Origin of the sequence: Aureimonas mangrovi (genome assembly GCF_014058705.1) — a bacterium.
GTDB lineage: Bacteria > Pseudomonadota > Alphaproteobacteria > Rhizobiales > Rhizobiaceae > Aureimonas > Aureimonas mangrovi.
This window is the reverse complement of sequence record NZ_CP059692.1, coordinates 2,815,655-2,830,146: the sequence shown is the minus strand read 5'-3', so window position 1 is coordinate 2,830,146 and position 14,492 is coordinate 2,815,655. Positions and strand designations below refer to the sequence as shown.

Annotated in this window: 17 protein-coding genes and 1 pseudogene; 11 read left to right on the top strand and 7 right to left on the bottom strand. The window is 67.8% G+C overall.

Translation table 11 applies throughout. The features are described from left to right. Positions 1–83: 83 nt before the first annotated feature. Together H1343_RS13675 and H1343_RS13670 are read left to right on the top strand one after the other, a co-directional pair. Positions 84–1,886 carry a peptidoglycan L,D-endopeptidase MepK gene (locus H1343_RS13675; protein WP_185983408.1) on the top strand — a complete coding sequence of 601 codons (1,803 nt, stop codon included), beginning with the start codon at positions 84–86 and terminating at the stop codon, positions 1,884–1,886. A gap of 403 nt (positions 1,887–2,289) precedes the next feature. After that, positions 2,290–2,718 carry a Ros/MucR family transcriptional regulator gene (locus H1343_RS13670; RefSeq protein WP_185983407.1) on the top strand — a complete coding sequence of 143 codons (429 nt, stop codon included), beginning with the start codon at positions 2,290–2,292 and terminating at the stop codon, positions 2,716–2,718. Positions 2,719–2,814: 96 nt separating this feature from the next. Here H1343_RS13670 and H1343_RS13665 read toward each other — a convergent pair whose 3' ends face one another. Continuing rightward, complete coding sequence (locus tag H1343_RS13665) at positions 2,815–3,075, bottom strand: DUF2312 domain-containing protein (protein ID WP_185983406.1); 261 nt, start codon at positions 3,073–3,075, stop codon at positions 2,815–2,817. 99 nt (positions 3,076–3,174) lie between these two features. Further along, the gene (locus H1343_RS13660; RefSeq protein ID WP_185983405.1) at positions 3,175–3,474 is read right to left on the bottom strand and encodes a DUF1244 domain-containing protein; all 300 of its coding nucleotides are present in this window, start codon (positions 3,472–3,474) and stop codon (positions 3,175–3,177) included. Positions 3,475–3,662: 188 nt separating this feature from the next. Between H1343_RS13660 and H1343_RS13655 the strand changes: the two are divergent. Beyond that, positions 3,663–4,127 (top strand): annotated as a pseudogene (locus H1343_RS13655) (DUF1036 domain-containing protein); the annotation flags it as partial. Positions 4,128–4,231: 104 nt separating this feature from the next. Further along, positions 4,232–5,668, top strand: a complete 1,437-nt coding sequence (gene pyk, locus H1343_RS13650) for a pyruvate kinase (RefSeq protein WP_185983403.1) — start codon at positions 4,232–4,234, stop codon at positions 5,666–5,668. A gap of 18 nt (positions 5,669–5,686) precedes the next feature. Here the strand turns inward: pyk and H1343_RS13645 are convergent, their stop codons facing one another. From H1343_RS13645 to H1343_RS13625, 5 genes are all read right to left on the bottom strand, one after another. Beyond that, a complete protein-coding gene (locus tag H1343_RS13645; RefSeq protein ID WP_185983402.1) occupies positions 5,687–6,361 on the bottom strand; it encodes a tetratricopeptide repeat protein in 675 nt (224 codons plus the stop codon). Positions 6,362–6,446: 85 nt separating this feature from the next. Next, positions 6,447–6,572, bottom strand: a complete 126-nt coding sequence (ykgO, locus tag H1343_RS13640) for a type B 50S ribosomal protein L36 (protein WP_185983401.1) — start codon at positions 6,570–6,572, stop codon at positions 6,447–6,449. A gap of 118 nt (positions 6,573–6,690) precedes the next feature. Continuing rightward, positions 6,691–7,800, bottom strand: coding sequence for a 5-(carboxyamino)imidazole ribonucleotide synthase (locus H1343_RS13635; protein WP_185985671.1), 1,110 nt, complete (start codon positions 7,798–7,800; stop codon positions 6,691–6,693). 5 nt (positions 7,801–7,805) lie between these two features. Beyond that, positions 7,806–8,330, bottom strand: coding sequence for a 5-(carboxyamino)imidazole ribonucleotide mutase (gene purE / locus H1343_RS13630; RefSeq protein ID WP_281374657.1), 525 nt, complete (start codon positions 8,328–8,330; stop codon positions 7,806–7,808). Beyond that, complete coding sequence (locus H1343_RS13625; protein WP_185983400.1) at positions 8,327–8,530, bottom strand: YdcH family protein; 204 nt, start codon at positions 8,528–8,530, stop codon at positions 8,327–8,329. Before H1343_RS13625 ends, purE begins: the two co-directional genes overlap by 4 nt. Before the next feature lie 198 nt (positions 8,531–8,728). On the opposite strand from H1343_RS13625, the gene H1343_RS13620 reads away from it, so the two are divergent. From H1343_RS13620 to H1343_RS13590, 7 genes are all read left to right on the top strand, one after another. Further along, positions 8,729–8,899 (top strand): YdcH family protein, encoded by a 171-nt coding sequence (locus tag H1343_RS13620; RefSeq protein WP_185983399.1) that lies wholly within the window; start codon positions 8,729–8,731, stop codon positions 8,897–8,899. A 175-nt stretch (positions 8,900–9,074) separates the two neighbouring features. Further along, positions 9,075–9,734 carry a thiamine phosphate synthase gene (locus H1343_RS13615; RefSeq protein WP_185983398.1) on the top strand — a complete coding sequence of 220 codons (660 nt, stop codon included), beginning with the start codon at positions 9,075–9,077 and terminating at the stop codon, positions 9,732–9,734. Continuing rightward, positions 9,731–10,771, top strand: a complete 1,041-nt coding sequence (locus H1343_RS13610; RefSeq protein ID WP_246333090.1) for a tetratricopeptide repeat protein — start codon at positions 9,731–9,733, stop codon at positions 10,769–10,771. The genes H1343_RS13615 and H1343_RS13610 overlap by 4 nt, the downstream gene beginning before the upstream one ends. Before the next feature lie 103 nt (positions 10,772–10,874). After that, complete coding sequence (gene efp, locus H1343_RS13605; RefSeq protein WP_185983397.1) at positions 10,875–11,438, top strand: elongation factor P; 564 nt, start codon at positions 10,875–10,877, stop codon at positions 11,436–11,438. Positions 11,439–11,489: 51 nt separating this feature from the next. Further along, complete coding sequence (locus H1343_RS13600) at positions 11,490–12,305, top strand: inositol monophosphatase family protein (protein WP_185983396.1); 816 nt, start codon at positions 11,490–11,492, stop codon at positions 12,303–12,305. A 114-nt stretch (positions 12,306–12,419) separates the two neighbouring features. Further along, the gene (locus tag H1343_RS13595; protein WP_185983395.1) at positions 12,420–13,460 is read left to right on the top strand and encodes a flagellar motor protein MotA; all 1,041 of its coding nucleotides are present in this window, start codon (positions 12,420–12,422) and stop codon (positions 13,458–13,460) included. Between the two features lie 3 nt (positions 13,461–13,463). Continuing rightward, positions 13,464–14,489, top strand: a complete 1,026-nt coding sequence (locus H1343_RS13590; protein ID WP_185983394.1) for a peptidoglycan -binding protein — start codon at positions 13,464–13,466, stop codon at positions 14,487–14,489. Positions 14,490–14,492 lie beyond the last annotated feature (3 nt).

Genomic DNA, 14,492 nt, shown 5'->3' with positions numbered 1-14,492 from the left:
CCACGGTCAACGTTGGTTCTTGCCTTCGATCCGATGCCGGGGACCGGTGGGCGTCGAGATCGCTGATCCGAGGGGAAAGCCGTATGTTCGGACTGACCGGACGCGCCTTGCGCCGCGTGGCGCATGTTGTCGCGATCGCCGCCACCAGCTTCGTCGTCCTGGCAACGGCCAACGTCGCAGCGCAGGCGGAAACCCGCACCCTCAAGCTCTATCACGTGCATCTGCGCGAGAGCACCGAGGTCACCTACAAGCGCAACGGGCGCTTCCTGCCCGACGGGCTGAAGCAGGCGAACTGGGCGTTGCGCGACTGGCGCGAGAGCAAGCCCACCAACATGGATCCGCATCTCCTCGACATGCTCTGGGAGACCTATCGCCGATCCGGCGCGCGCGGGCCGATCCACATCATCGGCGGCTATCGCTCGCCCACCACCAATCGCACCCTTCGTTCGCGTTCCTCGGGTGTCGCCGAGAACAGCCAGCACACGAAGGGCAAGGCGATCGACTTCTTCATTCCTGACGTGCCGCTTTCGCGCGTGCGCTCGGCAGCGTTGCAGCTCCAGGTCGGCGGCGTCGGCTACTATCCGCGCTCGGGCTCGCCCTTCGTCCATATCGATACGGGCAACGGCCGCTACTGGCCGCGCATGAGCCGCAACGAGCTTGCGCGCATCTTCCCGAACGGCAACACGATCTACATGCCTGCCGACGGCAAGCCGCTCCCCGGCTACGAGACCGCGCTCGCCTCATACAACCAGCGCCGCTCCGGCGAGAGCATCCAGATGGCCGATGCCCGACGCGGCGGCCCGACGCTACTTGCCCGCCTCTTCGGTGGTGGTGCGGAGGAAGCCGAGGACAACGCCGAGGCGGAAGCCGCTCCGACGCCGGCCCGTCGCCCCGCGGCTCCGGCAGCGCCCGCGGCCCCGGCTCGCCGTGCGCCCGAGCCCGCCGTGCAGGTGGCTGCCGCAGAGCCCCGGCGCCCGGACGCCTTGCCGGCCGGCATCGCCATGCCCGATCGCGACAGTTTCGACGTCAGCGCCCGCATTCCGACGCCGCGCGCCGGCATTCCCGAGAATGCGGCGCAACAGCCGGCCGCGCCGGCCGCGCCCATCGAGCGCCAGATCGCCGCGCTCGTCAGCGTACCGGTCCCGACCAGCGCGCCGAGCCGTGCCGCAGCTGCGGCCGGCGCGGCACCCGCAGAGCCGCAAGACGAGGTGGAATCGACCTTGATGGCCGCGCTCGATGAGCCGGCACCGAGCGCCGCTGCGCCAGGCCAGCTTGCCTACGCCGTTCCCACGCCCAGCCAGCGGCCCGCGTTCGAGGCGTTGCTCGCAGCAGCCTCCACCCCGATCCCGGTCTCGGCGCCGGCGGGGGAGTCCGCTCTGTCATCCGCGGTCGAAGACCTGGCCGATGCCGGGGAAACCGCGATCGCTGCGCTGCCGGGCGATGCGATCGCGGCGGAGATTGCCGCGGCCGTCCCGCCCGCCGAGGGGCAGCCCGCCGAGATTCCGGCTGAAGCACGCTCAGCGCTGCTCGCCGCCCTCAACGAGAGCCCCGAAATGCCGGCGGAGGAGCCGCAGCAACAGGTGGCCGGGCTCAGCGGCAAGTCCGGTCGCGTCCTGCGGCAGGCGGCGCAGCCTGCCAGCGACGAGTCCGCCGGCTCGCACGAAGCCATCGCCAATCGCATCGAGGTCGCCTCGTTGGTGACGGCGGGCGGCGAAGTGGACGGCGGTGGCCAGGGCCTTGGTCGACGCTCGGGCAACGGCTTTCTCGTGGTGGACGTCCCCGTCTCGGTGCTTGCAACCGGCTTTGCACCGTCGCAGGCAAACCCGGCGAGCGACCGCTTCAGCGGGTCCGCCGTCGACCGTCCCGCGATGCGCCAACTCAACTAACCGTTCCTCGCCAATCAATATCCGGGAAGAGGCCGTATTCCGAAGGGAGTGCGGCCTCTTCTCAATCATGGAATGTGCGAAACAAGTTCAAGTTGTCAGTTGCAGTCCAAGCATTGGTTGCGAGAACGAGCGGACATCGTCAGCTTGGGCCGCCGACATCGCCGCCCGGAAAGCTGACAGCGATGTAATGTTTGTATTTTAACGTCACGAAACACGCGCTATTGCGGCATGTCGATTAAGCTTAGGCTTGACACGCGATAGCAGACATTAAATAGACCTGTGAAGTTTGATAGCCCGAAGAACGATTCTCCTATGCGGCTTACCATGGCGCGCACCGAGGGCGGATCTTTGAAGAAATCGCGCGGCACCTTTGTGGGCGCGCGCGCACGGAACAGGTGATGTGATGGATCAGATCGAGACGCCCGACAACAACGAAATGCTGATGGAGCTGACCGCCGAAGTCGTCGCAGCCTACGTCAGCAACAACTCCCTTCCGGTCTCCGATTTGCCGGGCCTGATCTCGGACGTCTACGGCGCGCTCGGGCGCACCACCGCCGCGCCGGTGGTGCAGCAGATCGAGAAGCCGAAGCCGGCCGTCGCCATCAAGAAGTCCGTCACCGACGACTACATCATTTGTCTCGAGGACGGGAAGAAGTTCAAGTCGCTCAAGCGCCACCTGATGACGCACTACAATCTTTCGCCCGAGGAATACCGCGAGAAGTGGGATCTGCCGGCCGACTATCCGATGGTCGCCCCGAACTACGCGGCTGCGCGCTCGCGCCTCGCCAAGCAGATGGGCCTCGGCCACAAGCGTCGCCGCGGGACACGCTGAGCGCAGACGCAGGTCGCTCTCTTACGGCATGCAAAAGGCGCGGGGCCGAAGGGTCCCGCGCCTTTTGCATGTGCCCCTCGCGGTCGCGCGTCGAACTCAGGCAGACGCGCCGGGCGTCATGCCGAGTGCCTGAAGGTAAAGTTCCAGGATCGCGTCCTGCTCGGCGCGCTCGTTCTGGTCCTGCTTGCGCAGCGAGATCACTTTGCGCAGCACTTTGGTGTCGAAGCCGGTGCCCTTGGCCTCCGCATAGACGTCTTTGATGTCGTCCGCGATCGTCTTCTTCTCCTCCTCCAGGCGCTCGATGCGCTCCACGAAGGATCGGAGATGGTCCTGCGCGACCGGGCTGGCGTCGGACATGTTCGGTGAACCCCATTCTGTCTGCTGTGCGGGGGGCGATAGCAGACTTCGGGCCGCCAATGGAAGCCGCAATGGCTTCCGAAGCGGGCGGGTGTTCACTCAGCCGTGCTTCCCCGACGTCTCGAATGCACTCTTCTGTTCAGCGCTCGCCTCAGTCTGATGAAGGGCGCGCCATTCCTCGTAGGGCATGCCGTAGACGATCTCGCGCGCCTCGTCCTTGGTCATGGTCTCGCCGCTCGCCTCGGCGGCCTCGCGATACCAGTTTGACAGGCAGTTGCGGCAAAATCCGGCGAGGTTCATCAAGTCAATGTTCTGCACGTCGGTGCGCTCGCGCAGATGATCGCGCAGCCGGCGATAGACGGCTGCCTCGTATTCGATGCGCGCCCGGTCCTCGTCCATATGATGGTCTCCCTCACTTTGTATACCTGCCCGCCATATCGACGGTGTCCGCCGCTGCTTCAAGCCGCCGCTTGCCCCGTCGTTTCCCTTGCGCGCGCGCGGCGATCGTTCCAGAAGACGCAAAAGACGCGACGATGCGTTGACACAATGCGACGGTATGGAAGAGTCCGTATCGTCTCCAGTCCAGGATGTGCGAGGTCCCCTTCATGCCGATCCGGCCGCCCGTCGCCCGCGCGCTCGCCCGTCTCGCGATCCTTTCCTCGGCAGCCACGCTCTTCCTCTTCGCCCCGCAGGCCGTCTCCACCGCGAAGGCCGATTTCCGCGTCTGCAACGGCACGCAGGCTCTCGTGGGCGTCGCCATCGGCTATCGTGACGCGGAAGGATGGGTTAGCGAGGGTTGGTGGCGCATTCCCGCCACCACCTGCCGCTCCGTCGTCGAGGGGCAGTTGTCCTCGCGCTACTACTACCTCTACGCGGAAGACTCCGACGGGGTCGGCCGCTGGGCCGGCGACATCGAGCTGTGCATCGCCGAGAACGAGTTCCGCGTCGTCGGCGTTCAGGACTGCTTCTCGCGCGGCTTCCAGGAGATGGGCTTCCGAGAGTACGACACCGGCGGCCAGGCGAGCTGGATGGTCCAGCTGACCGAGGCGCCGCGCTCGGACGCCGAGCCCGCGTCTGCCGATGCCGCCGAGCCGGACGCAAATGCCGAGCCTGCCCCGGATGCGGGCGACGAAACTCAAGAAGAAGCGACCGGTCAATGAAGCGCAATCGCCGAGCGAAGATTCTCGCCACTCTCGGCCCCGCCTCCTCCGAGGAGGCGATGATCCGCAAGCTGCATGAGGCCGGTGCGGACACGTTCCGCATCAATATGAGCCACGCAGACCATGATCTGATGCGCGAGCTCGTGCGGCGGATCCGCAGTGTGGAAGAGGCGGTGGGCCGCCCGATCGGCATCCTCGCCGACCTTCAGGGGCCGAAGCTGCGCGTCGGCAAGTTCGCCGAGGGCAAGGTCGATCTGACGGCCGGCCAGACCTTCGTCCTCGACGACGACGAGACGCCGGGGGACGCGACGCGGGTCTACCTGCCGCATCCAGAGATCCTGTCCGCCGTCGAGCCGGGTCACCGTCTCCTGATCGACGACGGGCGTCTGCAACTCGTCGTGACGAAAACGGATGGGCGCCGGGTCGAGACGAAGGTCGTTGCCGGAAACCGCATCTCGGACCGCAAGGGCGTCAGCCTGCCGGATACGCTGCTGTCGAGCGGCGCGCTGACCGAGAAGGACCGGCGAGACCTCGACGCCGTCCTCGCCGAAGGGGTCGACTGGGTGGCGCTGTCCTTCATCCAGCGCCCGGAAGACCTTTCGGAAGCGCGCAAGATCGCGCGCGGCCGCGCTGCGCTGATGTCGAAGATCGAGAAGCCGCAGGCGGTGGAGCGTCTCGACGACATCATCGAACTGTCGGACGCGATCATGGTCGCGCGCGGCGATCTCGGTGTCGAGATGCCGTTGGAGGCCGTGCCGGGCATCCAGAAGCGCATGGTCCGCCTCGCGCGCAAGGCCGGCAAGCCCGTCGTCGTCGCCACGCAGATGCTGGAATCGATGATCACGGCGCCCGTGCCGACGCGCGCCGAGGTTTCAGATGTGTCGATCGCCGTCTTCGAGGGCGCCGACGCGGTGATGCTCTCGGCCGAATCGGCCGCCGGCGACTATCCTGTCGAGGCGGTGGAGACGATGAGCCGCATCGCGGTGCAGGTGGAAAAGGACCCCCTTTATCCCAGCATCATCTCGGCCTCGCGCCCGCTCGCCGAGGCGACGGGGGCCGACGCGGTGTCGCTCGCCGCACGCCAGATGGCCGAGACGCTGAGCGTCGCGGCGATCGTCACCTACACCTCGACCGGCACGACCGGCCTGCGCACCTCGCGTGAGCGTCCGCTCCTGCCGATCGTGGCGCTCTCGCCGGTGCTCGGCACGGCACGGCGCCTCGCGCTCGTCTGGGGCCTTCACTGCGTAGTGACGGAAGATGCGAGCGACCTCGACGAGATGGTCGACAAGGCCTGCCGCGTGGCCGTCGCCGAGGGTCATGCCCATGTCGGCGAGCGGATCATCGTGACGGCGGGCGTGCCGCTGCGCACGCCGGGTGCCACCAACATGCTGCGCATCGCCTATATCGGCTCGGACGGCATTTCAGCCGCCTGACAGCGCGTCAGGCGATGATCAGAGGCTCTGGCCGCTCGTCTCGTCGGCGAGGCGGCCGAGCGCCTCCTGCGCCTCGCGCATCGCCGGATAAACCGCGAGCGCGCGCCGGTAGGCGTCCATCGCACCGTCCTTGCGGTCGAGTTGTTCGAGGATGGCACCCAGCCCCATCAACGCGCCGAAATGGCGGGGCTCGCGAATCAGTGTCTGTTCGATGTCGGCAAGCGAGCGTCCGTAGCGCGACAGCAGGAAATTGGCCGTCGCGCGCGCATTGTAAGCCTCAGCGTAGTCCGGCTTGAGCACCATCGCCTGTTCGAGAAGGTCGAAGGCGACGCCCGCATCGGAAGTGGCGCTGGCGGTCGCCGCCCAGAGCATCAGGAGATCGACGGTCGCGCTGCCGCTTTCCAGCCATGCAGCCTGGATCTGGCCGGCGATCGCCTCGGCCGCTTCCGGCGATCGCTCGCGCTTGAGCTGCGCAAAGAGCGCGTCGAGCCGGTCGGCCGGGTCGTCGGACGTTGAGTCCACAGGAGCGGCGGGAGCTTGCGCGTCAAGGCCTTCTGCGGCCTTCAGCTTCACGTCGGGCTGCTGAGGCTCCCCGGTTTCGGGAAGCGCGCCGCCTTTCTGCACGTTCACGCGCTCGGCGGTGGGAAAGGCGAGGGCGGTGCCGAGGACGGCACAAAGGAAAAGGGCACGCATGGCATCGACTTTAACGATACCGCGCATGCCCTCAAGCAATAATCGCGCGAGCGGCATCAGGCCGCCCGAACGATCCGCTTTTCGATCAGCCCTGGCGCGCCTTGAAGCGCGGGGCCTGCTTGTTGATGATGTAGATACGACCCTTGCGGCGAACCATGCGGTTGGCGCGATGGCGACCCTTCAGAGCCTTCAGCGAATTCTTGATCTTCATGGGACCCGACCGTCGATAATAACGCGACGATCCATGCCTCCATGCCGTCGCTGGGAAAAACGCGCCCGTCACCGGCCGCGCTTCGATGCCGCCGACATACAGGCGGCACCCGTTGCTGTCAACGAGCGGCGGCGTGATCCCCAAGGGTATCGGCGCGCGGCGACAGGCGAGTGACGTGGCCCATCTTGCGGCCCGCCCGCGTCTCGGCTTTGCCGTAGAGCGTCAGCACAGCCGCTGGCTCTGCGAGGATGGCGGGTACGGCGTCGATGTCTTCGCCGATGAGATTGTCCATCACGCAGTCGCTGTGGCGGGCGGGGGCGGCCAGCGTCCAGCCGGCGACGGCGCGCACATGCTGCTCGAACTGCGAGGCCGCGCAGGCTGCCTCCGTCCAGTGGCCGGAATTGTGGACCCTCGGGGCGATCTCGTTGACGAGGAGACGATCCCCTTCGAGGAGAAAGAACTCGACGCCAATGACGCCGATATAACCGAGCTTTTCGAGGATTCGACCGGCGATCTCGCGGGCCTGCGCCTGCGCCGCTTCGCTGGCCCGCGCCGGCACGGTGGAGGTGCGCAGGATGCCGTTGCGGTGGACGTTCTCGGCCGGATCGAAGGCCCGCACCGTGCCGTCCGCCGCGCGCGCGGCGACGACGGAAATCTCGCGCTCGAAGGCGACGCGCTTTTCGAGGATCGCGGGAACGCGCCCGAGGCTGTCGAGCACGCCGTCGATCGGCGCGCCGTCGCGCAGCGACGCCTGGCCCTTGCCGTCGTAGCCCATGCGCCGCGTCTTCACGATGCAGTCGCCGCCAAGGTCGAGGAGGGCGTGGGCGAGTTCCGGCTCGTCGTCGACCGCGCGCCAGGGAGCGGTGGCGATGCCGATCCCGTTGAGGAACGCCTTCTCCGTGACGCGGTCCTGCGCGACGGCAAGTGCCTCCACTGTCGGATGGACGGGGACGTGCTCGGCCAGTGCCGCGAGGGGCTCGTAGGGCACGTTCTCGAATTCGTAGGTGACGACGCCGCTCGCCTTGGCGAGTTCGGCGAGCGCCGCGCGGTCGTCATAGGAGGCGACGATGGTGCGGGCCGCCACGAAGGAAGCGGGGCAGTCCGCTTGCGGGTCGAGGATGACCGTCTTCAGGCCGAGGCGGGCGGCGGCGGTTGCCAGCATGCGCCCGAGCTGGCCGCCGCCGACAATGCCGATGGTGCCTCCGAGACGAAGGGGCGCGAGAGGCATGTCGCTCAATGCTTGGTTCCCGTCTCGTCGCTGGGCGTCTCGGCGACGAGCGCGCTCTGGCGCTCGCGCCAGGCGTCGAGCCGCTCCGCGAGCGCGAGGTCGGAGAGGGCGAGGACCGCGGCAGCCAGAAGCGCGGCGTTCACCGCGCCCGCACGGCCGATGGCGAGCGTGCCGACGGGGACGCCGGCGGGCATCTGCACGATGGAGAGGAGACTGTCCTGGCCCGAGAGCGCGCGGCTTTCCACCGGCACGCCGAAGACCGGCAGCGGCGTCATCGCGGCGGTCATGCCGGGCAGATGCGCCGCGCCGCCCGCACCCGCGATAACGATCTTGAAGCCCTCGGCCCGCGCGCCCTTGGCGAAGGCGACGAGCCTGTCCGGCGTGCGGTGGGCCGAGACGATGCGCGCTTCGTAGGAGACGCCGAGCGCGTCGAGCGTGTCGGCGGCGTTCTTCATGGTCGGCCAGTCGGACTGGCTGCCCATGATGATGGCGACGTCCGCATGCGCGGGAACGGGAGGTCGGGTGCTCACGCGATGATGTCCGGCAGGATCTGGTCCTCGAGGTCCTGCAGTCGATCCTTGATCGACAGCTTCTTCTTCTTCATGCGCTGGATCTGCAGCCGGTCGCAGCCGGTGATCTCCATCGCCTCGATGGCGGCATCGAAATCCGCGTGTTCCTGACGCAGACGCGCGACCTGAAGCCTCAAGGTCGCCTGCTCCTGATCCGACATATTCGTCCCGCAACCCCGCAGCGCCTGGCCTGTCGGCCGGTTTTCAAGGCACCGATACCAGCCCCGGCGAAAATAGCCAATTCGTGCTCTTCCTCGCCATCGTCTCGGCACATCTTATGTGACAGTCTGGAGACGGCCGCATCATCTCCGCGTCCATCCGGGCCGGGCGGCCTGCAATGTCAGCAAGAGGAGCTTGGAATGTCCTTGGATAGCCATCTCGCCACGTTGGAACAGCGCCATTCGGCGCTCGACACACAGATCTCGGCGCTCAGGCAGGCGCCGGCGATGAGCGATGTACACATCCAGGAACTGAAGCGGAAGAAGCTCGTCCTCAAGGACGAGATCGAAAGGCTTCGCACCCAAGGCTGAAGGGACATGGCATTCGGATGAGGAGGTCGGCCGCGCCGGCCTCCTTTTTCGTTGAAGGGGCGCCGCCCCCGCGCGCGGCTGACCGGACCTTGTCGGGCGCGGGCTTCAAAAAGCAGCGCGAGCCTGTCATGTCTCGCCTCAACGCAACCGGCAAAGCCCGCAGCCCCGAGCCCCCATGTCGACCGATCTCATTCGCCCGCGCCTCGCACTGGTCCTCGCTTCGGCCGAAGGCGAGGCGCCGCCGCCCGAAGCCCTGTCGCGAGCGCTTTCCGGCGGCGACGTCGCCACCGTCTTCCTCGCTCCCTCCGGGCGCGACGCGGCTGCCTTCCAGGCCTATGCGGAGGCGATCGTACCGCTCGCGCAGGAAGCGGGCGCCGCCGCGATCGTGGCCGACGACACGCGCTGCGCCGGCCGCGTGAAGGCCGACGGCGTGCATGTCTCGGGCGGCTCGCTGGAGGATCTGCAGGAGGCGATCGGGCGCTTCTCGCCCAAGCTCATCGTCGGCGGTTCGGGCTTTCGCACGCGCCACGATGCGCTGGAAGCGGGCGAGATGATGCCTGACTATCTGTTCTTCGGCCGCCTCACCGGCGCGCCCGACACGGCGCCCTCCGCCAAGGACGTCGAACTCGCCGCGTGGTGGGCGGGGATCGTCGAGGTGCCCTGCGTGCTGATGGCGGGCTCCGATCTCACGACCCTGAACGCGGCCGCGCAGACCGGTGCCGAATTCGTCGCCCTCTCGAGCGCGGTATTCGGCGTGCCGGGAGAGGAGGCGGCAGCCGTCGCGCGGGCGAACGAAATTCTCGACGAGGTCCATGCGCAAAGGGCTGTCGAGTGAGGCGCGCGGCCTTCCCGGCGCTGGCGCTCGGCCTTCTTGCGGCTGGCTCCGCCTTCGCGCAGGATGCGCCGGGCGCACCGGCGTCGGGGGCCGTGGGCGAGGCGCCGATGCTGCCGGGGAGTGCCGAAACGCCGCGTGATGGCGAACGCCTCCTGCCGGTGCCGACGCTGGGGCCGACGGGCGACGGCGTGCCGGCGGAAGGCTTCCCGGCGACGGCCGATGGTGCCTACGGCGCCTTCCAGCGCGGCCTCTATCTCTCGGCACTTCGCATCGCCGAACCGCTGGCCAATCTCGGCGACAGCGCCGCGCAGACCCTGCTCGGCGAAATCTATGCCGGTGGTTTCGGCGTCCCGCGTGATGAGGCCGAGGCCGCCCGCTGGTATCGCGTGGCCGCCGAGGCCGGCGTGCCGCGGGCCCAGTTCCGCTACGCCATGATGCTGATCGAGGGCGAGGGCGTGACACCCGACGAGGCTGCGGCGCGAGACCTGATGCGCCAGGCCGCCGACGCCGGCGAGCCGACGGCCGCTTTCAACTACGGGCAGATGCTGATCCAGTCATCGCCGACGGGCGGCTTCACCGAAGCTGCGCGCTACTTTCGCGTGGCGGCCGAGTCTGGCGTGCCGGACGGGCAGTATGCGCTCGCCCAGCTTTACGCCTATGGGCAGGGTGAGACGCAGGATGACACCCAGGCGCGCCGCTGGCTGCGCGAGGCGGCGATCCGCGGGCACGACACGGCGCGTGTCGAGCTTGGCATCTGGCTCATCAACGGCCGGGGCGGGGAGGCGAACGCGCTGGCTGGCTTCCGCTGGCTGAAGGGCGCGGCCGAGCGGGGCAACGCCATCGCCATCAATCGTGTTGCCCATCTCTACCGCGAAGGCATCGGCACGCCGAGAGACACGCAAGCGGCCGCCATGTGGGCCGTGCTCGCGCGCCGCGCGGGCAACACCGATCCGGGCCTCGATGGCTTCATCCGCGGCCTGCCGCAGGATATGCAGCAGCGCGCGCTGCAGGACGCCAACCGCTTCAAGGCGCGCTGAACGGGTACGGGGCACGGTTGAAAAAGCGCGGGCGTTGTGGTTCTTCCCGCCATCGACGCGCGCTGCCGCTCGGGCGGCCCGAACTCTCGGAACACCCTCTCCCATGAAAATCAACGGAAACGAAATCCGTCCCGGCAACGTCATCGAGCACAATGGCGGGCTCTGGGCGGCGGTGAAGACCAACCACGTGAAGCCCGGCAAGGGCGGCGCATTCAACCAGGTCGAGCTGAAGAACCTGATCGACGGCACCAAGCTCAACGAGCGCTTCCGCGCTTCCGAGACGGTCGAGCGCATCCGTCTGGAGCAGAAGGACTACCAGTATCTCTACGCCGAGGGCGAGATGCTGGTCTTCATGGACAACGAGACCTACGAGCAGCTCGAGCTCCAGAAGGACTTCGTGGGCGAGCGCGCCGCCTTCCTGCAGGACGGCATGAAGGTGACGGTCGAGAGCCACGAGGAGCGCCCGATCGGTATCTCGCTGCCCGACTACGTGACGCTGCAGATCGTCGAGGCCGACCCGGTGGTGAAGGGCCAGACGGCCGCCTCCTCCTACAAGCCGGCGATGATGGAGAACGGCATCCGCGTGATGGTTCCTCCCTTCATCGAGAGCGGCGAGCGCATCGTCGTCGACACCAACGAGATCACCTACGTCCGCCGCGCCGACTGACGGCGCCTCGTCGGCCCCCGAGGCGGGCGGCAATCTTCTGAAAGAGACACGATGGCCCGTTCGGCCCTTCTCAACGTGATGACGCAGGCCGCCATGAAGGCCGGCCGCTCGCTGGTGCGCGACTTCGGCGAGGTGCAGAACCTCCAGGTCTCGATGAAGGGGCCGGCGGATTTTGTCTCCAACGCCGATCGAAAGGCGGAGGATATCGTCTTCCAGGAACTGTCGCGAGCACGGCCCGACTGGGGCTTCCTGATGGAGGAGCGCGGCACGGTCGAAGGGCGCGACAGCCAGCACCGCTGGATCGTCGATCCGCTCGACGGCACCACGAACTTCCTTCACGGCATCCCGAACTTCGCCGTCTCCATCGCGCTGGAGCGCGACGGGCAGATCGTGGCGGGCGTCATCTTCAACCCCGTGCAGGACGAACTCTACTCGGCCGAAAAGGGTGGCGGCGCCTTCCTGAACGATCGCCGCATCCGCGTTGCCGCGCGCCAGAACCTGCCCGAGATGCTGTTCGGCACGGGTATCCCGTTCCTCGGCAAGGGCGACCACGCGCGCTTCCTCTACGAGCTGCGCCACGTGATGGCCGAATGCTCGGGCGTGCGCCGCATCGGCGCAGCCTCGCTCGACCTTGCCTATGTCGCGGCGGGGCGGCTCGACGGCTTCTGGGAGCGCGCGCTCTCGCCTTGGGATCTCGCGGCCGGCGCCATCCTCGTGCGCGAGGCCGGCGGCTTCGTCACCAACATCCAGGGCGCGTCCGGCTTCGACCATGTGGCCGGAGACATCCTCTGCGGCAACGAATTCGCGCACCGCGCCCTGCAGGGGCTTCTCCTGAAGGCGTCCAAAGCGCGCCTTGCGGGCGCCTGACTTCGGCGAGATACATACGCCTCCGGCACTGGAGAATGAGGCGCGGCGCGGCTAAAAGGGCTTGACGAGCCCACAAGGCCGCCCTGTCGGCGGCACCATGCGGAAGCGGAGCCGATGCAGGTCTTGAGTTCGACCACCGAGGAAAGGCGCCCGGCCAGCGGTGCGCCCGATCGCCTGTCCAGTCCGCTCGTCTACCTGTGGGCGATGCTCGTCTTCCTGGCGCTCGCCGGCTTCGTGGCGGCGATCCTCGGGCGGCAGGTCTTCTCGGCTTTCGGCACCAATCCCGGCCTGAACGGCCTCATCATCGGCGTTCTCGTCGTTGGCATCCTGATGGCGCTGCGGCAGATCCTGAAGCTGCGCCGCGAGGTGCGCTGGGTGAATGCCTTCCGCGATGGCGCGGCGGACGCCGAGCGCGTGAAGCCGCCGGTGCTCCTGTCGCCGATGCAGGCCCTGATCGGTGGCCGGCGCGGCCCCCTCGCGCTCGCCAACCCGTCGGTCCGCTCGATCCTCGAATCGGTCGCGACGCGCCTCGACGAAAGCCGCGACGTCGCGCGCTATCTCATCGGGCTCCTGGTCTTCCTCGGCCTTCTCGGCACCTTCTGGGGCCTTCTGGCCACGATCGGCTCGATCTCCGCCACCATCGAGACTCTCGATCCGGGCGCCGGCGACGCTGCGACCATCCTGAACTCCGTCCAGACGGGCCTCTCGGCGCCGCTCGCCGGCATGGGCACGGCCTTCTCGTCCTCGCTCTTCGGCCTTGCCGGCTCGATGGTGCTGGGCTTCCTGGACCTGCAGGTGGGGCGCGCTCAGAATCGTTTCTACACCGAGCTCGAAGACTGGTTGTCCTCGATCACCGATATCGGCTCCGATGTCGCGGTGCCGGTTGCCGGGCGGTCGCTCGCGCCAAGCGGCATCGACGAAATACATCTCCTGTCGGAGCGCCTGAATCGGCTGGTGCAGGAGCAGGGCTCCGGCCAGCGCACCAGTGCGGCCATGGCCAATCTCGCCGAAAGCATTCAGGGCCTCGTCCAGCACATGCGCTCCGAGCAGCAGATGTTGCGTGATTTCGTGGAGAGCCAGGCGGGCGAGCAGCGGCAGATGCGCGGCGTCCTCGAGCGGCTCTCCTCGACGCTCAACGAGCCGGGGCGGCGCTGAGCCATGGCCCTGTCGAAGCGCGGCAAGGCACGGGAGACGAACTACTGGCCGAGCTATGTCGACGCGCTGTCGACCCTGCTTCTGGCAATCATCTTCCTGCTTTCGGTCTTCGTCATCGCGCAGTTCCTGCTCTCGCGCGAACTCTCCGGGCAGGACACGGTGCTGAGCCGGCTGAACTCGCAGATCGCCGAGCTCAACGAGCTTCTGGCACTGGAGCGCGCCAGCGGCGCCGATTTCGAGGACGAGATCGCGGCCCTTCGCGCCTCGCTCGCTTCAGCCGAAAACGATCGCTCGCGCCTGCAGAGCGCGCTCGATCAGGGCACCGGCGCTGGGGCCGGCGCGCAGGCGCGCATCGGCGAACTGGAAGGCGCGATCGATTCGGAGCGCGCGATTTCCGATCAGGCCCGCAGCCAGGTCGAGCTTCTCAACACCCAGCTTTCGGCGCTGCGCCAGCAGATCGCCGCGCTTGAGGACGCGCTCGACGCCTCCGAGGGGCGTGATCGCGAGAGCCGCACGCAGATCGCCGACCTGGGGCGCCGGCTGAACGTCGCGCTCGCCCAGCGCGTGCAGGAACTCGCGCGCTACCGCTCGGACTTCTTCGGGCGTCTGCGCGAAATCCTGTCGGATCGCGAGAACATCCGTATCGTCGGGGATCGGTTCGTCTTCCAGTCCGAGGTGCTGTTCGGCTCGGGCTCGGATGTGCTGCAACCGGCCGGCGAGGAACAGATGAACGGGCTGGCGACCGCCATCATCGAACTGAACCGCGAAATCCCGTCCGACCTCAACTGGATCATCCGCGTGGACGGCCATACGGACAATGTGCCGATCACCGGCGGGCGCTTCGCCGACAACTGGCAGCTTTCCACCGCCCGCGCCTCGGCGGTGGTGCGCTATCTCGTGGAGCAGGGCGTGCCGGCCAACCGGCTGGCGGCGACCGGCTTCGGCGAATTCCAGCCGCTCGATACGGGAGACAGCGCCGAGGCGCGCGCCCGCAACCGCCGCATCGAACTCAAGCTGACCGAACGCTGACGC